Raw genomic sequence first — 23,296 nt, 5'->3', positions numbered from 1 at the left:
AAAAAATACCGCTTACATGGGTCAAATGATTGTAGAGACTAGTTTAGTAGGGATTAATTTGATAATTTAGTTGACAGTTCAATACAGATTTTTTTGTATTGAAGATTACATACCTAAATATATGATACGAACTTTAGTGGTATTCACCTGGATGATGCTGACGTTTTTTTCTTATGGACAAAGCCAGCCTGTAACTTTTCAACGCTATTCTTCAAAGGATGGACTTTCTTCCAATACAATCTATAGTATCTACCGCGATAGTTATGGTTTTCTTTGGCTAGGAACAGAAGATGGGCTTAATCGCTTCGACGGACGTCATTACAATGTCTACCGCTATGATGCCAACAAAGAGAATAGTTTAATGGCAAACCATATTTCGGCTTTATGTGAAGACATGAAGGGAAGAATATGGATCGGTACAAATGGAGGGGGATTAAGTTATTATGATCGGGAAGCTGACCGGATCAGGTCGTACAATCTTACCCCTGATGGTAAATGGCTCAGTACCGCTATTAATGCGATCGATAAGGATGCAAGTGGAAATATCTGGATCGCTTCCTATGGTGCTTTGTATATTTTGGACGTCAATGATCTACAAAAGAGAATGGATCCAACTTATCGACGTATTGTAGAAGCTTTTGCCGGTAAAGTAACGGGCAGTGTTTTTCGTGACCGTAAGAACAACATGTGGGTGTCATCAGAGAATGGCATATTCCGCATATCAGCAGACCTAAAGACCATAAAACGTTTTGAAGTTCTTTCGGAAAAGGAAGGATATGGAAATGGAATTGAAATTAGTTCCATTGTTGAAGATGATCAGGGCCGTATCTGGGTCGGATCTATGCTTGGCCTTAAATATTTGAATCCGGGCGATTCGCAGTTCAATAAATTCAGCGCAGGAGAAGGGAAAGGAGCTTTAAGCAGCCCCCGCATTTACACCTTATGTTACAATCAAAAGCAAGACTTATGGATCGGAACGGACAAGGGTCTTGATGTGCTTAATACCAGGGATTTAACAATTCGGACCTTTAAGCCGGATCCAAGTAATGTTCATAGTCTTTCTCATAAATCGATACGATCTATTTTTGTCGATAATAGCGGAATTTACTGGATAGGTACCTTTCAGGGAGGGCTAAATAAATTCGATACCAATTTAAGCCAATTTAGATTAAAAAGTTTAGATTTTCTGGAGGGTATGACCGGTGACCCAGCTATAGTAACTTCTTTCGCGGCTTATCAAAATAAGATTTTTTTGGGCGTTGATGGTGGTGGTATCTGGAGATATGACCGATCGACAGATAGACTGTCGTCTGTTGAACTTTCGGCCAACTTACCTAAAGATCTAACGGTGTTGACTTTGGAAAGAAAACTCGATCAGCTTTGGATCGGTACCTATCAGCAAGGGGTTATCTGTTATGATCTGCTTAATGGAAACCTAAAAAGATATACTGTTGGTAACAGGGAAGATAATTTGAATAATAACGATATTTTTTGTTTAAAAGTTGACTTTCGGGGAAATACCTGGGTTGGGACAAATGGCGGCGGCGTGAACATCATTCAAAAAGGAAGCGCTATCGTTAAAAAATATAAGCGGGAAGAGCACTCAAACGATGGGATAGAGCTACCTGGAAATTTTATACGTGCGCTAGCGGAGGATCAGGAACATAATATGTGGATAGGAACTTACGGCTCGGGCCTGGTGATGTATGATCCTTTAAAACAACAGACTACACTGTATGATAAAGTAAAAAATCAGCTCCCAAGCAACTATATATTAGCCGTCCATACGGATAAAAATGGAAATTTATGGGTTGGAACAAATGGCAATGGAGTAGGCTTGCTGCGAAAAGGGAAAACACTTTTTGAGACACTTTCTGAGAAAGATGGATTAGTGAATGGTGCTATTCAGAGTATTATCGAGGACGATAAGGGGAGGATCTGGTTTTCAACAAACAAAGGATTGAGTTGTTATTCTCCGTCGCAAAATAAGTTCAAAAACTATTCTAATGCTGTGGGATTGCAAGAAGGTGCTTTTATGCTCGGTGCCGCGTTAAAAACGGACGATGGAGAAATTTACTTTGGTGGTCAGAAAGGTTTTAACCATTTTTATCCGGCCCATTTAAAAACAAATGGTAATCCTGCCAAGGTAGCACTCACGGATCTAAAAATTGACAATGTGATCGTTCAGCCAACGGAAAAAGGGCCAATTCAGCAGTCTCTATTGACTGCCGATCGTATCAATCTGAAATACAAGCAAAATTTTTCAATTTCTTTTGCCGCGCTAAATCTAACTGTTCCTGAGGATAACCAATATGAGTACCGACTCGTTGGTTTTGACAAAAATTGGATTCGAAATGGAAAGGATAATAGTGCTTATTATACAAATTTGGATCCCGGAGATTATGTCTTTGAGGTGCGCGCAAGCAACAACGACGGTATTTGGAACAAGGAAATCAAATCGATTGCCATACATGTTGCTCCACCGTTCTGGCGCACCATTTATGCTTATCTATTTTATGTGTTGGCAGTATTGGGCAGTCTGCTGTTGATCAGACACCGAGGGATTCAAAAGTTAAAACAAAAATTTGCGATTGAACAAGAGCGTATCCAGGCGAGGCAGCTCATTGAACAACAAAAGAGAGATGCCGAGACAAAGCATCAAATAGATGCAATGAAAATCCGATTCTTAACAAATTTAAGTCATGAATTCCGTACCCCGATCTCTTTGATTACGGGACCCGTAGACGCTTTGATTGCCAAGAATAAAGACAGTAAACTGGGCGATCAACTAAATTTGGTAAGCCGCAACGCGCGGCGGCTTCTAAATCTGGTCAACCAATTACTGGATTTTCGTAAAATGGAATACCATGAATTGAAAGTGCAGGATGAAGATGGTGACTTGGTATCTTTTGTACAGGAAGTTTACCGTTCATTTCAGGATATGGCGCTGCAAAAGGGTATAGATTATTCTTTTTTTCCATGCCAGGAAAAATTGTATTGTCGTTTTGACCGAAATAAGGTTGAGCGCATTCTATTTAATTTAATCTATAACGCTTTTAAATTTACCAAAAAGGGTGGGGATATCGCTGTAAGTATATCATCTATAAGCCTTGTCGACAAGAAACTGCAAGTTTCCTTTGAAGTGCGCGATACTGGTATCGGAATTCCCGAGCAATTGCAACAATCGATATTTGAGAGTTTTTTTCAGCATGATACTGAGGGCAAGGTGGCAAGTCAGGGTTCGGGTATTGGACTGTCAATTGCCCAGTCATTTGTTCAGATGTACCATGGTGAGATTTCGGTTAGCAGTCAACCCGACAGCGGAAGTACCTTTAAATTTGATCTATGGCTGGATCAAGCTGAGTCGGTATACGAGGAAGGGGCTGAACCGGAAGTAATCACGGAGACACAACCTGTGGAGCTTAGACAGTGCCCGCTTGTGTTGATTATTGAAGATGATGAAGATTTTAGGTACTACCTTAGCGAGTCTTTAAAGGAGTATTATCAGATTATCGAGGCTACTAACGGAAAGGATGGCTGGCAAAAAGCACTTTTTCATCACCCTGACCTTGTGGTGAGCGATGTTCAGATGCCGTATATGAATGGTATGGAATTTTCACAGAAGCTGGCGCAGGATAAACGGACAAAACATATTCCTGTTGTATTGCTGACGGCTTCACAGGTCGATAATGGTCTTGTTTGCGGACTTGAGTCGGGTGCGGTGGGTTACCTGACCAAACCTTTTGATATGGATGTATTGGTCGCGAAGGTTAACAGTTTGCTCCAGCTGAACCAAGCATTCAAGGAAGTCTATAGTAAACAAGTGTCTATTGTAGCTCCTGAAATGACGATCAGCTCCGAAAAAGATAAATTTTTACAAAAAGTACTCAATTATGTACACGATAATATCGATAATCCGCAGTTATCGGTCGAAGCGCTAAGTGCCCACACCTCCATGAGCCGTGCCTCCCTTTATAATAAGCTGCTGGAACTGACGGGCATGTCTCCCGTAGATTTTATACGCTCGGTAAAACTGGAAAAAGCTGCAGGCCTGCTGGAAAAAAGCGATAAGTCCATTTCTGAAATTGCTTATGAGACGGGATTTGCTAATCCAAACTATTTTACAAAAGTGTTTAAAGCAAAATATCAAATGACGCCAAGTGAATATATCCAATCGCAAAAAAGTGCGTCCGTGCAATAAGCACAAAATTGTTGTTTAAAAAGGTCGTTTTAGATCAGTTTTTTGGAAGGGTAATCTGTTTTAAACATTTTTACCCTTCTTTTTTTTATTTGTTGCAATCCTATCTTGTTGAAAGCTATAGTTTTGTCTTATAACCAATCGCTGGAGATCTAGCGAATACAAAACTAATCAACTAAAAAAAATGAAATTTTTTATCGACACGGCAAGTCTCAGTGAGATTCGTATGGCTCAAAATTTAGGTGTGCTGGATGGTGTAACGACCAATCCTTCGCTGATGGCCAAAGAGGGGATTACAGGAACTGCTCCTGTACATGCGCACTATAAAGCTATCTGTGCTATTGTAGACGGCGATGTAAGTGCTGAAGTGATTTCAACTGATTTTAACGCGATGATTGAGGAAGGTTTGCTCTTGGCGGCCTTAGACAATAAGATTGTTGTTAAAGTTCCGATGACTGAAGACGGCATTAAAGCAATTAAATATTTTAGTGCAAAACAAATTAAAACCAATTGCACGCTGGTCTTTTCTGCCGGGCAGGCACTTTTGGCCGCCAAAGTCGGGGCAACCTATGTATCGCCCTTTGTCGGTAGGCTCGATGATATCTCTGTCGATGGGCTGGCCTTGATCCGCGAAATTCGGACGATCTACGATAATTATGCTTTCCCTACCCAGATTCTTGCGGCTTCGGTACGTCATAGTGCGCATATCCTTGGCTGCGCCAAGATCGGTGCGGATGTGATGACTGGACCTTTACAGGCGATATTTTCCCTCTTAAAACATCCGTTGACGGACAGTGGCCTTGCTCAATTTTTAGCTGATCATAAACGCGTTGCCGCACAAAGTAACAATTGAGATGGTCATGACAAGACATAGTATCCATAATTTAGAAGCGATTGTTAAGCAAGTCCGAAGGGATATACTCCGTATGGTGCATGGTTGCCAGTCGGGGCATCCGGGAGGATCGTTGGGCTGCACCGAATTGTTGGTCTGCTTATACTTTGAATTGATGCAGCGAAACGATCAGTTTGATTTGAATGGCCTCGGGGAAGACCTGTTTTTCCTTTCCAATGGTCATATCTCTCCGGTATTTTATAGTGTGTTGGCGCGAGCAGGTTATTTTCCAATCGATGAACTTGCCACCTTCAGAAAACTCAATTCAAGACTGCAGGGACATCCGACTACGCATGAAGGACTGCCAGGTATCCGTGTCGCTTCGGGATCCTTGGGGCAAGGTCTTTCTGTCGCTATTGGTGCTGCTCAAGCCAAAAAATTAAATCAAGATAACCGCATGGTTTATGTGCTTATGGGCGATGGCGAATTGCAGGAAGGGCAGGTATGGGAAGCGGCCATGTATGCAGCTCACAACGAAATGGACAATTTGATTGCTATTGTAGATTACAATGGTGCGCAGATTGATGGGGCTACCAATGATGTCCTTTCGCTGGGCGACCTACCCCGCAAATGGATGGCATTTGGCTGGAAGGTTATAGAGGTTATGCGCGGTAATGACATTGGTTCTGTGATTTCAGGACTTCGAAAGGCGCAAGCTTCGACCGGAACTAAAATGCCTGTAATGGTGTTGCTACATACCGAAATGGGAAATGGAGTTGATTTTATGATGGGCTCACATAAATGGCATGGCATAGCGCCCAGTGATGAACAACTAGCTGTGGCCTTAAACCAGAATGCAGAAACATTGGGTGATTATATCGCCTAATCGTAGGACGATTTTGAAATAGATTAACATGAAAAAATATACATATACAGAATCAAAAGACACACGTTCTGGATTTGGTGCCGGTTTGCTGGAAGCAGGAAAGGATGATGAAAATGTGGTTGCACTCTGTGCAGACCTGATCGGTTCGCTCAAAATGAACGATTTCATCAAGGCCTTTCCGGAACGTTTTTTTCAGATCGGCATTGCCGAAGCAAATATGATGGGTATTGCAGCTGGACTTACCATCGGTGGGAAAATACCTTTTACAGGTACATTTGCTAATTTTTCCACAGGACGGGTATACGATCAGATTCGTCAATCTATTGCCTATTCGGATAAAAATGTGAAAATAGCGGCTTCGCATGCCGGCCTTACGTTGGGTGAAGATGGGGCGACCCATCAGATATTGGAAGATATTGGATTGATGAAAATGCTTCCAGGGATGACGGTTATCAATCCTTGCGATTATAATCAGACGAAGGCTGCAACGCTAGCTGCTGCCAAACACAAGGGGCCAGTCTACCTGCGGTTTGGACGACCCGTGGTGCCGGTTTTCACCCCAGAAGATCAGGAATTTGTGATCGGCGAAGCCGTGATGCTCAATCCGGGTACAACTGTGACTATTTTGGCAACTGGACATCTCGTCTGGGAAGCCATATGTGCCGGCGAAGAATTGGAAACATTAGGTATTGATGCCGAAATCATTAATATCCATACCATCAAACCTCTAGATGAGAAAGCCGTACTGACTTCTGTCGCTAAAACGGGCTGTGTTGTTACAGCCGAAGAGCATAATCGTATCGGTGGACTAGGAGATAGTGTAGCGCAACTGTTGGCAAAACAATTGCCTACTCCGCAGGAATATGTGGCTGTAAACGACAGCTTCGGTGAATCGGGACCGCCAAGTGCGCTGATGGATAAATATGGCTTAAACGCCGATGCTATTGTAGCTGCGGTATTAAGAGTACTCAAAAGGAAAGTGGTGATTTAGTTGAAATTGGGCTGTTGTCCCGTCATGGGTGATAGCCTCGCTATCTATTTGCTATTAAACCAATTATAATATGAAAAAGATGATCTGCACCATGTTGTGCGTTTTTTCCGCCAGCCTAGTGGCCCAGGCGCAGCAGACTGCCCCACAGGGATTTGATGTTGAACGAAAATTGACATCAACTGGGAAAATAGATTCCCTTGTTTATCCTTCAAAAACTGTAGGAGTTAAGAGGAAAGCGCTGATATATACCCCGCCGGGATACAGTGCAGCAAAAAAATACCCCGTATTATATCTCTTGCACGGAATTGGCGGTGATGAACGGGAATGGTTCAGACATGGAAGTCCTCAGGTTATTTTCGATAACCTGTATGCAGAAGGAAAAATGGAACCTATGTTGGTGATTATGCCCAATGGCCGCGCCATGGAAGATGACCGTGCTGGTGGAAATGTGATGGCACCGGATCGGGTAGCTGCGTTTTCAACTTTTGAAAAAGATCTGCTCGATGACCTGATTCCATTTGTTGAAAAGCAGTTTCCCGTTATCAAGGATCGCGAGCACCGCGCGATTTTTGGATTGTCTATGGGCGGTGGACAGGCCCTGAATTTTGGACTTGGCCATATCGATACTTTTGCCTGGGTGGGGGGCTTTTCCTCCGCGCCCAATACCAAGATGCCACAGGAATTACTGCCTGTTCCGAAAGAAGCTAAAGATAAATTAAAACTGCTGTGGATCTCCTGTGGTGACCAGGATGGTTTGCTCAATATCAGTAGGCGCACACATGAGTACCTTTCGGAACATGGGGTGCCTCATATTTACTATCTGGAGTCGGGCGGGCATGATTTCAATGTATGGAGGAATGATCTCTATAATGTTTCGCAATTGCTATTTAAGGATAAGAAATAAGGGCCTTACTAATTTGATAATAGCAATAAACAATTCGACGGTTTGCCTTGGCCGTTCTTAAAATGAGTTTGTTAGTCCTGATGATTAATTCCGAAACTGCAAAAAATACTATCAAGAAAAATGATTGAAAAATTTATTTGGAAGTACATAAGCCTATTCATTGCGATCTTGTCACTGCATACTACATTGTTGTTTGCCCAAAAGCGATCGGCATTGACCCTATGGTATGATCGGCCTGCAGACGAAAAGGTATGGGAACAAGCTTTACCGCTTGGAAATGGTCGGTTGGGCGCGATGGTTTATGGAATTCCATCTTGTGAGCGTATGCAGCTTAATGAGGAAACAATTTGGGCGGGAGGTCCTTATCGCAACGATAATAAGAAAGGCGGCGCGGCATTAAAAACTATTCAGAATTATATATTCGATGGGAAACCAGCTGAAGCCGATAAGCTTGCAAATGAAACCTTCTTCACTAAGACACATGGCATGCCCTATCAAACGGCAGGAAATATTCTGCTGCGATTCCCTGGGCATGAACGGTACCGGCACTATTATCGCGAACTGGATATTGAACGGGCAGTTGCGTTGTCGCGTTATACAGTAGATGGGGTAACATTTACTAGAGAAGTTTTTACTTCGTTTGCTGATGATGCCATTGTTATGAAAATAAAGTCGAGCAAGAAGGGGAAACTCAATTTCACATTAACTTATGAGAATGAGTCGAAGCATACTATTTACAAAACCGGTGATAAGCTTATTTTAGAAGGACGAGGATCCGATCACGAGGGTATTAAAGGGCAGGTTGTTTATCAGATTCATACGGGAGTAAAGCATACCGATGGACAGCTTGTTGTGAAAGAGGAATCGATTGATATAAAAGATGCAAGTTCCGTTTGTCTTTATATTTCAATTGCGAGTAATTTTCAAAATTATAAACAACTGGGAGCTGATCCCTATAAGCTGGCTGCAGAAAGATTGCAAAAGGCAATGGACAAAGACTATCAGCAGGCTTCACACCAACATACCCTTGCTTACAGCAGACAGTTTAATCGATTCCAGCTGCATTTGGGGGATGCCAATAGCGAACAACAGTTGCCGCTGTCCGCGCGTATTGCAGACTTTGCCCGTACACAGGATCCGGCCTTAGTGACCTTGTTGGCTCAATTTGGGCGCTATTTGCTCATCTGCTCATCACAAGCGGGTGGCCAGCCTGCTAATCTACAAGGAATCTGGAACCGATCCATGCAACCAGCATGGGACAGTAAATATACAATCAATATAAATACCGAAATGAACTATTGGCCTGCAGAGGTCACCAACCTTTCCAGTACGCTTCAGCCGTTATTTTCCATGATCAAAGAACTCAGTGAACGTGGTGAAGAAACCGCGAAGACATTGTACCATGCCCGTGGCTGGGTGGCCCATCACAATACCGATATCTGGCGCGTGACGAGTCCGATTGATTTTGCGGCTGCCGGAATGTGGCCAAGTGGGGGGCTGTGGTTGTCCCAACATCTTTGGGAGCATTATCTTTTTACGGGAGATAAAGAGTTTTTGAGGCAACTTTACCCGGTTATGAAGGGAGCTTGCGACTTTCTTTTGTCTGCGCTTGTCGTGCATCGTGGTTATCCAGCTGAAAAATGGCTCGTCCTGAGTCCCTCAATTTCGCCCGAGCAAGGGCCACTTGCGGCAGGCGTGACCATGGATAATCAACTATGCTACGACATGCTTACCCGTACCGCTTTGGCGGCAGAAGCGCTCGATGTTGATGCAATGTATAGGGATACATTGCTGGCAACGGCACGGCGGATTCCACCAATGCATATCGGTCGATTTAATCAGTTACAAGAATGGCTGGAAGATGTGGATGATCCTCAAAATCAACACCGGCATGTATCCCATTTATACGGATTGTTTCCAGGTAGTCAAATTTCACCGTTCCGCACGCCTAAATTGTTTGAGGCTGCACGTAATTCATTGATATATCGAGGTGATTTTGCGACGGGATGGTCAATTGGATGGAAAATAAATTTATGGGCCCGTTTATTGGATGGAAACCATGCCTACGAAATTATAAAGAAAATGCTGAGCATTTCCGATGAAAACCATCCCGATGGACGTACCTATCCAAATCTTTTTACGGCACATCCTCCATTTCAGATTGACGGTAATTTTGGCTTAACAGCGGGTATTGCGGAGATGCTGGTCCAAAGCCACGATGGCGCTGTGCATCTGCTGCCAGCGATTCCCGATCAATGGAAAGAGGGTTGGGTAAAGGGTATCAAGGCGCGCGGTGGATTTGAAATTGAAATGCAATGGAAAAAAGGGAAGATAAAGGAGGTAATGGTCTTTTCACCTTTAGGCGGTAATTTGCGGCTACGGACAGCTTCGCCATTGAAAGGATCTGAACTTCAAATCGCAAAAGGCGATCAGACTAATACCCTTTTAGCTCCTGTAATAACACCAGTAAGTATTCAATCTGCAGATTCACAGCTGAAAGGAATTGAATTACCAAGCTATTATGAATACGATGTACAAACCTTGCCTGGAAAACATTATACTTTTAAGGCTTACTAAATTAATGCGACTAATGAATCCTGTCAATATGTTAAGAATGAAAATCGGCGCTTTTGTCTTCTCCTTAATGATCCCGTTTTTGGGAGCATTGGCGCAGCAAGCCCATAATCCAATCATCTTTGCTGACGTGCCCGATATGTCCATGATACGCGTCGGTGATACCTATTATATGAGCAGTACGACCATGCACATGAACCCCGGTATCCCGATTATGAAGTCCAAAGACCTGGTCAATTGGACGTTGATTAATTATGCGTACGATCGTCTTGGCGATCAGGATGAACTCAATCTGTCAAACCATAAAAATGCGTATGGGCACGGCTCCTGGGCAAGCAGTTTGCGCTTTCATGATGGGCGGTACTATGTCAGTACATTTTCGGCCAATACAGGAAAAACGCATGTCTACCACACAGCAGATATTGAACATGGCCCCTGGGTTTCGAAAGAATTTCAGCCGATGATGCACGATCATAGCTTATTCTTTGACGGGGGGGAAATATATATGATCTGGGGTGGGGGACGTATCTATATTGCTGAATTATTGCCTGATTTTTCAGGTGTTAAAGCAGGAACACAACGCGTATTGATAGACGATGCCTCTTTACCCGCCAAGCCTAAAGAAGGCAAAGCCGGTTTACCTGCTGAAGGATCCCAAATGTTTAAGATCAATGGTATGTATTATCTTTTTAATATTTCATGGCCAGCGGGAGGAATGCGCACGGTGATTGTACATCGGGCGAGCCAATTGGAAGGTCCGTATGAGGGGAAAGTGGTTTTGCAGGATCAGGGTGTGGCACAGGGAGGTCTGATTGATATGCCGAACGGAAAATGGTATGCTTATCTTTTTCAGGATTATGGTGCTGTAGGCCGAATTCCGTTTTTGGTTCCTGTCAAATGGGAAGATGGATGGCCAGTGCTTGGTATTGACGGAAAAGTCCCGGCCACATTGGATCTTCCCGCAAATAAAAGCTTAAGCCCCGGAATTGTTGACTCGGATGATTTTGACCGGAAAGCCGGACAAGCCGCCCTTCCCCTGGCATGGCAATGGAACCATAACCCAGTTGTTGATCTTTGGTCAGTGACCGAACGCAGTGGCTTTTTAAGACTGCGAACCGGCGACCTTACTGATGACTTTCTTTCAGCTAAGAATACATTGACGCAACGCACCATCGGCCCGAGCTGCAGCGCCGCTATTGCTGTAGAGGTTTCTAACATGAAAGATGGTGATTTTGCAGGAATATCGCTATTGCAAAAAAACTATGGTTTAGTAGGCGTCCGGATGGAAGGAAATACAAAATCGTTGGTAATGATTAATGCGATGACGGGGGCGCCACAAGAACTGGCGAAGATCAATCTCAAACAGCAGCGTATATTTCTTAAAGCAAACTGCGATTTTTCAAACAAAAAAGATACGGCCCAATTTTTTTATAGTACCGATGGACACCATTGGAAGATGATAGGTAACGTGCTAAAAATGAGTTACACCATCCCTCATTTTATGGGGTATCGGTTCGGACTTTTTAACTATGCGAGTAAAGAGGCTGGTGGCTACGTAGATTTTGATTACTTCCATTTAACCATAAATTAAGATGATATGAGAAAACAATTTTTTACGTTATTTCTGTTTGGATTCCAATTCCTGTTTTTGCCTTCAATAAATACGTTAAAAGCACAAAATCCGATCGTACAGACATCCTATACGGCGGATCCGGCACCATTAGTGTATAATAACCGTCTTTATCTTTATACCACGCAGGATGAAGAAGAATCCACCTGGTTTAATATGAACAATTGGCGGGTGTATTCAACCAATGACATGGTGAACTGGACCGACCATGGTGCGATTCTCTCTTATACAGATTTTGAATGGGCAAAAGGGGATGCTTGGGCGGCGCAATGTGTTGAAAAGAATGGTAAATTTTATCTGTATGTGCCTGTTATTTCTAAACTCAACAATCGTGGTGCGATCGGTGTTGCAGTTGCTGATAGTCCGTTGGGACCTTTTCATGATCCCTTGGGAAAACCATTACTACAGAGTGAATGGGGCGATATCGATCCGACTGTGTTTATTGATGACGATGGTGAGGCACATATGTACTGGGGGAATCCTCAGCTGAAATATGTCAGGCTGAATGAAGATATGATCTCTTATGCGGGTGATATCGTTGAGGTTCCGATGACAGCAGCATCATTTGGAAAAAGAGCGGGAGATCCGAAACGACCTACAACCTACGAGGAAGGTCCCTGGTTGTACAAAAGAAACAGCTTGTATTATCTTTTTTGGCCGGGAGGCCCTTTACCTGAATTTATTGGGTATTCGACCAGCAAAAAAGCCGAAGGACCCTGGAAGTATGGTGGTGTAGTTATGTCAGCCGAAGGAAAAGCATTTACAAACCATCCTGGTGTTGTCGATTTTAAAGGGAAGACTTATTTCTTTTATCACAATGGAGCTTTACCCGGTGGGGGAGGTTTCACGCGCTCTGTTGCTGTTCAGGAATTAAACTTTAATCCAGACGGCAGTATCCCGCCGATGAAAATGACTGCAGGAATTACTCAGGGGCTAGCAAACGTAAACCCTTACGAACTTCATCAGGCCGAAATGATTGCTTGGTCCGAGCATGTTAAATCCTATCAGCGTGAAAAAGTAGGTGTTTTTATAAAGGCAAGGAAAGATGGAGCTTATACCTGTGTGAAAAATGTTGACTTTGGTGAGAAAGGTGCCCGCACTTTTTTTGCACGGGTGGGAACAACACATAACGGTGGAGTCAGCATGGAGGTTCGTTCGGGAGCGATCGACGGGGCTTTATTAGCTACCATACAAGTTCCTATGACAGGGGGCGATGACCGGTGGACTACAGTGGAGACCGTACTAGCCGATAAAGTGAAAGGAATACACGATTTATACTTTGTTTTTAAAGGCAAGGCTCCGTCGAATATTCTGTTTTTCGATTGTTGGAAATTTGGAAGGTAATGTGGTAGAATATGTTTTTTAGAATAGAAAATTTCTTTTGGTTTTCATCTTTTTTTAGTCGTCTAACGCTGGTTACTGTTTGGCTTCTCGGACTACTACCATGTGCTGCCAGTGTACGGTTGCCAGCAGTCCTGGGGGACCAGATGGTTCTACAGCGGGATATCGATCTCAATATTTGGGGATGGGCAGCGAAAGGCGAAAAGATTACTCTTCGTTTTAGAGGTGCATACTATTATACAGAAGCAGGGAGGGATGGTAAGTGGTCTGTGCATATCCCGCCACAGCATTACGGTGGTCCTTATCTCATGGAGATCAATGACATTGTTATTCGGGATGTGTTAATTGGCGATGTCTGGCTCTGTTCGGGCCAGTCCAACATGGAGACACCGATTAAGCGGCTTGTCGAACGTTTTCCTGAAATAAATGAATCGAATAATCATATGATCCGTTATTTCAAGGTGCCGACACAAAATAGTATAGTGGGTAGACAGGAAGATATACCTTCTGGTGAACGATGGCATTCGGGAATCGCCTCTGATGTTATGAATTGGACGGCATTGGCCTATTTTTATGCTATGGAGTCCTATCGGCATAATGGTATTCCTGTCGGAATGATCGTATCTAGTCTCGGCGGATCAGGAATAGAGCGCTGGATTGATCAGAAATATCTGAAAAAGTTTCCTGAATTGTTGCTAGATCAACATGCTGTCGATAGCCTTCGGTTGGCCGAAAGAGATCTGGGAGCAGATTATTGGACGGAAGAAGAATATAACGATTCGGATTGGCCAACGGTGCTGGTGCCTGAATACTGGAAAAAAGCGCAGCGAACTACTAAAGGGGTACGTTATTACCGTAAGAATTTCACTGTTCCGGAAGCTAAAGAAGGGCGGCATGCCAAGTTGTATTTGGGGACTCTGATCGATAGCGATTCGGTGTATGTCAATGGTCATTTTGTAGGTTCTACTGCCTACCGTTACCCGCCACGGATTTACGATATTCCTGCAGGGATACTTCATGCAGGAAGAAATAATTTAACCGTGCGCCTGCGATCGGATGGAGGGGATGGCGGATTTACACCCGATAAATCCTATAAGATTAGATTGGACGATGTATGTATTGATCTTGCAGGCGAATGGCGTTGGCAAATTGCGATCGACCAGGAAGAAGTTGAAAAGTATAAAAGTCGCCTGCGGCATTTGGGGCAGGTTGGTTCAGGCCTGTATAACGGAATGATCTATCCATTGCGCGGCTATGGAATAAAAGGTGTTCTCTGGTATCAAGGGGAAGCAAATGCGGGTGATCCATCCTATTATCAAAGCTATCTTACTAGTTTGATCAGTAATTGGCGCGCGCAATTTGGTCAGCCTCAGCTTCCTTTTTTGATGGTGCAGCTGCCCAACTTTATGGCCAAAGATACGGTACCGGCGGAGTCTAACTGGGCAAGGATCAGGGAGGCTCAATTTGAGGTTAGCAAAGAGGTTCCTTTAACAGCGCTCGCCGTGACTTATGATCTTGGTGAGTGGAACGATATACATCCGCTAAATAAGAAGGATATGGCAAAGCGATTATTTCTATGCGCGCTTAAGATGTTGTATGGCGAACAAGTAGTCGCTTCCGGCCCACGGTTTAAACATATGCGGACCGATGGAAATCAAGTTGTCGTTTCATTCAACGAAATTGGAAAGGGACTGGCTATCGGTCATGGTAAAAAATTGCAACATTTTGCGATTGCAGGTTCAGACCGAAAATTTGTATGGGCGAATGCAATTATACGTGGGAATGAGGTTGTATTGAGTCATCCAAAGATCAGCAATCCACAGGCAGTCCGCTATGCATGGAGCAATAATCCCGAAGATGCAAATCTAGTCAACAAGGAAGGAATGCTAGCTGTGCCATTTCGTACCGATAATTGGTAGCATGAGTAGTTCGAAGCAAAAAAATCAATTGAATAGTATAAAATATAATTCAGCAATTTAAGTAATTAATATAATCAATTTATGAAGGGACTAAATATTGTCTTAAAAAAACGGACAATGGTATTGTTATTATCCGTTACGGGAATTTTATCAACAACACGGGCGTTGGGGCAGCAGCAAAATATGGTGAAGGATCTCAGTAAGGGGTTTGTGCACCAGTCTATAGGTAATCCATACCTACCACTTTGGGAGCATCTCCCTGATGGTGAACCCCGTGTTTTTGAAGATCCTGACCAGCCAGGAAAATATCGCGCATATATCATTGGTTCCCATGATTTACGTTTTACGAGTTATTGTGGGCCTGACATTCGGATGTGGTCAGCGCCGATTGAAAACTTAACGAGCTGGCGAGACGAGGGTGCTATTTTTAGCTATCCGATTGATGGAAAATGGGATGTAATGTATGCCCCAGATCTTGTAGAGGTCAAACGTAAAGATGGAAAAAAAGAATACTACTTGTTTCCGCACAGCAGAGGCGATAAACGTGAAGCAATGGTAGTCAAAGGCGATCGACCGAATGGCCCCTTTAAACCTATAAACCTCACGGAAGACGGTAAGCGTACTTTGCCTGGAAGTATCTTAGGGTTTGATCCGGCCATTTACATTGAATATGTGACGGATCCCAAAGATCCTGATTATGAAATTGGATTCCGGGCATACGGTTTTTGGGGTTTTCAACGCTCGATGGCGGCACAGTTAGATCAGAAAACGATGTATTCGCTACGACCGGGTACCGAAATTATTAATTATCTATTGCCAGCAAGTGCACGATATGGTGAATTGCGTGATCCAAAAGGTACCGCCTATCCTAATATTTTTGAGGGCGAGGATTTAGGAACTTTTAATTTTTTTGAAGCTTCATCAATTCGTAAAGTCGGCAACAAATATGTTTCGGTATACAGTGGGTATTCAGGTCCTGAATATGGGGTAGGGAGCTCAAATTCAACCTTGCGGTACGCGGTGGCAGATTCGCCATTGGGGCCTTGGAAGAGTGGTGGTGTTTTGGTCGATTCGCGTGCTCCAGTATTAAATAAAGACGGATCGGCTATCGAAACCAGCAATGCGGGGCATAATACCCATGGCAGTATCGAACTGATCAATGGACAATGGTACGTATTTTACCATAGACCGCCACGCGGATTTGGCTTTGCACGTCAAGCGGTAGTCGAACCTATCAGAGTTTCGTGGGATGAAAAAAGCGTAAAAGATGGTGGGATGGTTGCTATCCGAGCTTTTGACCCATTTCAAGAAAGTTTAACCATCAAAGATAAGCAGGGAAAAGAATATAAAGGTGCAGAGGTGACATCGGAAGGATTCCATTTCTATGGATTAGACCCCTATCGGTATTACTCGGCTGGATATGCCTGTTATCTTTCAGATATCAGTTTACAACAGGATTCATGGGACGTATGGGATAACCATATGCCTGTGACAAATATGAAAAATGGAACTATCGCAGGTTTTAAATATTTTGGTTTTGGTGGCCTGAAACAGGATAAATTTGGATTAAAGGCGTTTGAGGGAACAAAAAAAGGAAATCGTACGACCTTCGATCTGTTTATTACACCAAAAACACAAGCTTCATTTAAGGTAAATGTGTGGCTGGATGGCCCTTGGGATAATGAAACCTGGAAAGGAAAGCGTATTGCTCAAATAACAGTTCCCGCAAATACGGCGACAACAGTAAAGCAATTTACGGTCGATGTTTCTAACTATGTTGATCACTTGGATGGCAAACATGCCTTGTTTCTGGTCGCTGAGGGTGAAGAGGGCAAGCCACTTTTTGATTTTATAGGATTGGGATTTAGTTCGAAAGACAAAAAAATTGAACGTCCGGTACCGCCTTCGGTTACGATTACAGTGAATGGAAAAAAACTAATGTTGCCTTCGATTCCTGTGCGATCTACCGATGAGAACGGCATCGTTGGTTACAACCATTATGAAGTTACTTTTCCAATGGAAACCAACGACAAGAAGATTCCTGTGGTGAAGGCTATGGCAAATAACCCTGAAGTTGAAATCAAAGTTAAACAAGGCAGCTCGGTGACTGGTTACGCACAGGTCGATTGTGTTTACAAAGGACAAACCAAAAGCTATCTTGTAAAGTATGTAAAGAATTGAACCGTTAGCCGGTAAGCGGTTTTACAAACATGTGGAAAAAGGCTGTCCAATGAAAATGGACAGCCTTTTTTAAACATTTTTATTGGAATATAAAACATTTGTATTGGTTCCCGGTAGAAAGCTACTTGTAGTTTTACCCTTGTAATTCAACTAATCGAATAACCAATTATATGGATCAAAGTATAACAGAGGTAAAGCCTATTAAAGGTTTTTACAAACTTTCAATGAAACAACGGGTGGGGTTTGGCGCTGGTGATCTTGCACAGAATCTTATTTACCAGACTGTTTCGATGTACCTCCTGATTTTTTATACCAATGTTTATGGAATTTCTGCTGCTTCGGCAGGAGTCATGTTTCTCATTGTCCGAATTGTGGATGTGCTGTGGGATCCCATTGTAGGTGCATTTGTCGATAAGAGAAATCCCCGGATGGGAAAGTACAGATCCTATTTGGTGCTGGGAGGAATTCCATTGACAGGGTTTGCAATCCTGTGTTTTTGGAATGGCTTTTCGGGTTCTTTGGCCTACGCTTATATTACATATGTTGGCCTTTCAATGCTTTATACTTTAGTGAATGTTCCCTATGGTGCTTTAAATGCTTCCTTGACGAGGGATACGGACGAGGTGACAAAACTAACATCGACGCGCATGTTTATGGCGAACGTGGGCGGGCTGGCTGTTGGATATGGTGTACCGCTGGTTGTACAGTATCTCGCTCCGGATGGAAAGATAAACTCAAAAGATTCGGCCGAAGCCTGGTTTACAACGATGCTGATCTATGCTTTAGTCGGATTGGCGCTTCTGATTTTTTGTTTCTCACAAACAAAAGAACGGGTTATTATGGATGAAAAGGATACTGATAATGTACGCGTATCTGATCTATGGCGAGAATTTAAGCACAATAGGCCTTTGCGTATTTTGGCCTTTTTTTTCATTACAGCATTTGCGATGATGGCCATCGGTAATTCGGCAGGATCCTACTACATGATCTATAATGTACATGCTCCGGATATGCTGCCTTATTTTATGGCTCTGGGCTCCCTGCCTGCTTTTATTTTTATGCCATTGGTGCCGGCTATCAAACGTACAATAGGAAAGAAGCAAATGTTCTATGTTTTTCTGAGTGTCGCTATCCTTGGAATGCTCATGTTGTACATAATTTCATCCAACGAGACACTCAAGAATAATATTGGACTGGTATTGGCTGCTCAGTTTATCAAGTCAACGGGTGTAATCGTCGCTACGGGGTATATGTGGGCTCTTGTGCCTGAGGTCATATCTTATGGTGAATATAAAACCGGTAAGCGTATTTCGGGTATTGTCAATGCATTGACAGGTATTTTTTATAAGGCTGGAATGGCATTGGGAGGTGTCGTCCCTGGATTGGTACTGACTTATGTTGAATTTGATAAAGATAATGCCGTAAGACAATCTGCATTGGCTGAAAAGGGAATTCTATGGTTGGTGGCTGTTATTCCTGCCGTTCTTTTGGTGCTCGCGATGTATGTTATCTCCAAATACGAACTGGATGATATAACGATCGACAAAATCAACCAAGATATAGAATCAAGACATACTTATTAATCAAAAATAAACCATGAAGATGTTAAAAACTATTGTTGTGGCAGTAGCAGCCTTACTATTTGGTCCTGCTGCTTCAGCCACTTTGCAGAACCTGAAGCGGGCTCCTGATTCATTGACCTTGAAAGATGCATTTGAGGGTAAATTTTTTATAGGAACAGCATTAAACCTTGATCAGATATGGGAGCGCGATCAGGCAGCGGTCGCGGTGGTCAAAACGCAGTTCAACTCCATAGTTGCCGAAAATTGTATGAAAAGTATGTTTTTGCAACCAAGGGAAGGTGAGTTCGATTTTAAAGATGCGGACCGCTTTGTCGCATTTGGAGAAAAAAATAAAATGCAAATTATCGGTCATACGCTGATTTGGCATTCGCAGACACCAGCTTGGTTTTTTGTCGATAAAAATGGGAAAGAGGTCACCCGAGAGGTACTTATCGAACGCATGCAGAAGCATATACAAACCGTTGTTTCCCGTTATAAAGGAAGGGTATTTGGTTGGGATGTGGTGAATGAGGCCATATTGGATAATGGAGAATGGCGTAAAAGCAAATTCTACCAGATCATCGGGCCGCAATTCATTGAATTGGCCTTCAAATTTGCGCATGAGGCAGATCCAAATGCAGAATTATATTATAACGATTATTCAACTGCTATCCCCGAAAAAAGAAAGGGTATTATGCGCATGGTGCAACAGGTAAAGGCTGCCGGTGGGCAGGTCACTGGAATTGGTATGCAGGAACATAATGCATTGGACAATCCATCGGTCGATGAAGTCGAAAAAACCATACTCGGATTTGCGGGGCTTGGTGCGAAGGTAATGGTGACGGAAATGGATATTTCGGTCCTACCGCATGTACGTCCCAATATGGGAGCGGAAATAGGGGAGCGTCATGCCTACAGTAAAGCGATGAATCCGTACGAAAAAGGACTTCCTGCAGCGAAAATGAATGAGTTGGGAGCGAGATATGTAGCGTTTTTTAATTTATATCTCAAACATCGGGATAAAATATCACGTGTGACATTGTGGGGTGTTGGCGATGGAGACTCATGGAAGAATGGCTGGCCTATTCCGGGACGTACAGACTATCCGTTGTTATTTGACCGGAATTATCAGCCCAAACCTTTTGTAAAGGATATTATTGCGTTGACTCAAAAAAAAAAGAAATAAGAAAAATGAACAAAAGTAAGTATTTATATCCCGGAGATTACATGGCTGATCCTTCAGCACATGTTTTTGAAAACAAAATTTATATTTATCCCTCTCACGATAGGGAAAGCGGCATCCCCGAAAATGATAACGGCGACCATTTTGATATGCAGGATTACCATGTATTTTCCCTAGAAGATATCAATGCGGAGGTTGTTGATCATGGAAAGGTATTGGATGTAAAAAACATTCCCTGGGCCGGTCGTCAGCTTTGGGATTCCGATGTAGCCGAGAAAGATGGGAAGTACTATATGTATTTCTCCATGAAAGACAAAAACGATATTTTTAGACTGGGTGTCGCTATGGCAGACCAACCCTATGGACCATTTGTGCCGCAGGATAATCCAATTAAGGGAAGCTACAGTATTGATCCATGTGCTTTTAAAGATACAGATGGTTCCTATTATTTATATTTTGGTGGTATATGGGGTGGACAGCTCCAATTTTATCGGAATAATAAGATTGTTTCGCCCAATGAATTGCCAAAATCTGATGAAACTGCATTGTCGCCTAAGGTTGTCAAGATGTCTGCTGGTATGCTGGAGTTTTCGGAACAGCCGCGGGATCTAGTTATTTTAGATAAAGAGGGCAAACCATTAAAGCATGGGGATACGGAAAAGCGATTTTTTGAAGCTTCCTGGATGCATAAATATCAAGGAAAGTATTATTTTTCCTATTCTACAGGCGACAGCCATCTGATTTGTTATGCCATCGGAGACAATCCTTATGGACCATTTACTTATCAAGGGGTGATCTTATCGCCTGTTGTTGGTTGGACCACACACCACAGCATCGTGGAATTCAAGGGCAAGTGGTACCTATTTTATCACGACTCGGTTCCATCTGGAGGAAAGACCTGGCTCAGAAGCATGAAAGTTATTGAGTTGACGTATGATGAGAATGGTCATATTAAGCCAATCGATGGATTGTCTTCTTAAAAGATGTATTTGTTTTTTCACGGATGAGGTATACCATGTATTTCCATTTCTTATTGTTGATATTGCTTTGTAGTATCCCCACTACTTTATGGTCGGAGGATGGCAGTCAATTGTGGCTGCGGTTTTCAAAACAGGAGAAACCTGTAGGCACCATCCAGGTTATAAAAAGAAAATCAACCGATGTAACATTGGCATTGGCAAAACAGGAACTGGAATGTTACTGGGAGGGAGGGGATGTCATCTTAAAATTAGATCCTAGCCGAAAGGATTTAAAAGATGGCTATCAGATAAGCCAACACGAAAATCAGGTTTATGTGATTGCCGGCCAATCTGTGGGTATATTATATGCTGTTTATCATTTATTACGTCTTCAGGAAACGGGAGCAGGGATACCCCGCTCGGGATTGGTTGAAATACCTGCCTATGATATCAGGGTATTAAACCACTGGGATAATCTCGACGGGACAATAGAACGCGGCTATGCCGGGCATTCATTATGGAACTGGGAGGAGTTGCCGAATAAACTTTCACCCCGATATGAACAATATGGACGAGCCAATGCTTCAATAGGAATTAATGCGACGGTATTGAATAACGTGAATGCTTCGTCGGATCTGTTGAAGACGGATTATCTGATAAAGGTTAAAGCATTGGCGGATGTCTTTCGTAAATATGGTATTAAAGTATATGTGTCAATCAATTTTTCCTCACCCCAAAACATAGGCGGTTTAAGCAATTCAGATCCCTTAAATCAGGAGGTTGAGCGCTGGTGGAAATCCAAAGTCAAAGAAATTTATGCATTAATTCCGGATTTCGGTGGATTTTTGGTCAAAGCAAATTCTGAAGGACAACCAGGACCGCAAGATTATGGAAGAACCCATGCGGATGGGGCAAATATGCTTGCTGATGCGCTAAGTCCTTATGGTGGTATAGTGTTTTGGCGGGCTTTTGTCTATCATCCGACCAAAGATGACCGTGCCAAACAGGCTTATCAAGAGTTTGTTCCCCTTGATGGCCAGTTTCGGGACAATGTTATTCTTCAAGTAAAAAATGGGCCTATAGATTTTCAGCCCCGAGAGCCATTCAATCCACTGTTGGGTGCGATGCCAAATACAGCAAAGATGCTCGAATTTCAATTGACACAGGAATATCTAGGCTTTTCTAATCATTTGGTCTATTTGGCTCCTTTGTTTAAGGAAGTATTGGATAGTGATACCTATGCCAATGGGAAAGGGCAAACGGTGTCAAAATTGACCGGCAGTGGGGGGCATTTGGGACGTAAAACTGCAATCGCTGCTGTCGCCAATATTGGTTTGGATACCAATTGGACGGGGCATCATTTTGCCCAAGCCAACTGGTATGCCTTTGGTCGTTTGGCTTGGAACAATAACCTGTCGTCGGTTCAGATAGCGGATGAGTGGATAAGAATGACTTTTACGGGAGTTCAGGAGTTTGTAGAACCTATAAAGAAGCTGATGCTTGAATCACGGGAAGCAGCAGTCGATTATATGATGCCTTTAGGCCTGCATCACCTTTTTGCTTTTGAGCATCATTACGGCCCAGAACCTTGGGGAGATATTCCGGGGGGACGTCCAGACTGGATGCCATGGTATTACCATAATGCGGATAGCGTGGGATTGGGCTTTGACCGAACGGTTAATGGAAGTCGTGCTGTAACACAATATAATCCACCATTGGACAAGATTTATGGGAATATATCCACTTGTCCTGAAAATCTTTTATTGTGGTTTCATCATGTTTCCTGGAATTATCGAATGAATAGCGGCAATACGCTGTGGACCGAATTATGTTTCCGTTATGACCATGGTGTCCAAAAAGTGAGGGAGTTTCAGAAAGTTTGGGATCGTATGGAAAGGTATATTGATCGATCACGTTTTTCGGATATTCAAGCTAAACTGAGAATCCAAGCTAGAGATGCAGTTTGGTGGAAAGATGCTTGTCTGCAGTACTTTCAGTGTTTTTCGCGTCAGCCGATTCCTTACGAGTTGGAGCGACCAATACATAATTTGGAGGAGTTAAAGAAAATTAAGCTGCCGATGGGTCATCATAATTAGCAAAAAAAGCAATGTCTTCAAGATCTTATTCATAATGGGT

14 protein-coding genes are annotated in these 23,296 nt (G+C 43.0%); all 14 read left to right on the top strand.

The window, feature by feature from the left end; all coding sequences use genetic code 11:
- Positions 1 to 121: 121 nt before the first annotated feature.
- On the top strand, positions 122 to 4,201 hold the full coding sequence (locus tag CBM24_RS19170; RefSeq protein ID WP_088162342.1) for a hybrid sensor histidine kinase/response regulator transcription factor: 4,080 nt from the start codon (positions 122 to 124) through the stop codon (positions 4,199 to 4,201).
- A gap of 181 nt (positions 4,202 to 4,382) precedes the next feature.
- On the top strand, positions 4,383 to 5,051 hold the full coding sequence (fsa, locus tag CBM24_RS19165) for a fructose-6-phosphate aldolase (RefSeq protein ID WP_088162341.1): 669 nt from the start codon (positions 4,383 to 4,385) through the stop codon (positions 5,049 to 5,051).
- 7 nt (positions 5,052 to 5,058) lie between these two features.
- A complete protein-coding gene (locus CBM24_RS19160) occupies positions 5,059 to 5,916 on the top strand; it encodes a transketolase (protein WP_198385951.1) in 858 nt (285 codons plus the stop codon).
- 28 nt (positions 5,917 to 5,944) lie between these two features.
- Positions 5,945 to 6,907, top strand: a complete 963-nt coding sequence (locus CBM24_RS19155; RefSeq protein ID WP_075993559.1) for a transketolase family protein — start codon at positions 5,945 to 5,947, stop codon at positions 6,905 to 6,907.
- Between the two features lie 70 nt (positions 6,908 to 6,977).
- Positions 6,978 to 7,811, top strand: coding sequence for an alpha/beta hydrolase (locus CBM24_RS19150; RefSeq protein ID WP_088162340.1), 834 nt, complete (start codon positions 6,978 to 6,980; stop codon positions 7,809 to 7,811).
- A gap of 120 nt (positions 7,812 to 7,931) precedes the next feature.
- Positions 7,932 to 10,388 carry a glycosyl hydrolase family 95 catalytic domain-containing protein gene (locus CBM24_RS19145; protein WP_088162339.1) on the top strand — a complete coding sequence of 819 codons (2,457 nt, stop codon included), beginning with the start codon at positions 7,932 to 7,934 and terminating at the stop codon, positions 10,386 to 10,388.
- A gap of 28 nt (positions 10,389 to 10,416) precedes the next feature.
- Positions 10,417 to 11,976 carry a glycoside hydrolase 43 family protein gene (locus CBM24_RS19140; RefSeq protein WP_232475572.1) on the top strand — a complete coding sequence of 520 codons (1,560 nt, stop codon included), beginning with the start codon at positions 10,417 to 10,419 and terminating at the stop codon, positions 11,974 to 11,976.
- 6 nt (positions 11,977 to 11,982) lie between these two features.
- The gene (locus CBM24_RS19135; protein ID WP_088162338.1) at positions 11,983 to 13,359 is read left to right on the top strand and encodes a glycoside hydrolase family 43 protein; all 1,377 of its coding nucleotides are present in this window, start codon (positions 11,983 to 11,985) and stop codon (positions 13,357 to 13,359) included.
- 11 nt (positions 13,360 to 13,370) lie between these two features.
- Positions 13,371 to 15,275, top strand: a complete 1,905-nt coding sequence (locus CBM24_RS19130; RefSeq protein ID WP_198385950.1) for a sialate O-acetylesterase — start codon at positions 13,371 to 13,373, stop codon at positions 15,273 to 15,275.
- A gap of 81 nt (positions 15,276 to 15,356) precedes the next feature.
- Complete coding sequence (locus CBM24_RS19125; RefSeq protein WP_088162337.1) at positions 15,357 to 17,456, top strand: hypothetical protein; 2,100 nt, start codon at positions 15,357 to 15,359, stop codon at positions 17,454 to 17,456.
- A gap of 170 nt (positions 17,457 to 17,626) precedes the next feature.
- Positions 17,627 to 19,039, top strand: a complete 1,413-nt coding sequence (locus CBM24_RS19120) for an MFS transporter (protein ID WP_088162336.1) — start codon at positions 17,627 to 17,629, stop codon at positions 19,037 to 19,039.
- A 19-nt stretch (positions 19,040 to 19,058) separates the two neighbouring features.
- Positions 19,059 to 20,204 (top strand): endo-1,4-beta-xylanase, encoded by a 1,146-nt coding sequence (locus CBM24_RS19115; RefSeq protein ID WP_198385949.1) that lies wholly within the window; start codon positions 19,059 to 19,061, stop codon positions 20,202 to 20,204.
- 5 nt (positions 20,205 to 20,209) lie between these two features.
- Positions 20,210 to 21,181, top strand: coding sequence for a glycoside hydrolase family 43 protein (locus tag CBM24_RS19110; protein WP_075993552.1), 972 nt, complete (start codon positions 20,210 to 20,212; stop codon positions 21,179 to 21,181).
- A 23-nt stretch (positions 21,182 to 21,204) separates the two neighbouring features.
- Positions 21,205 to 23,256, top strand: a complete 2,052-nt coding sequence (locus CBM24_RS19105) for an alpha-glucuronidase (RefSeq protein ID WP_198385948.1) — start codon at positions 21,205 to 21,207, stop codon at positions 23,254 to 23,256.
- The last annotated feature ends 40 nt before the right edge of the window (positions 23,257 to 23,296 follow it).

The sequence above is a fragment of the Sphingobacterium sp. G1-14 genome, assembly GCF_002196555.1.
Taxonomy (GTDB): domain Bacteria; phylum Bacteroidota; class Bacteroidia; order Sphingobacteriales; family Sphingobacteriaceae; genus Sphingobacterium; species Sphingobacterium siyangense.
Note: the sequence above shows the minus strand (reverse complement) of the source record. Positions and strands in the feature narration are given on the sequence as shown.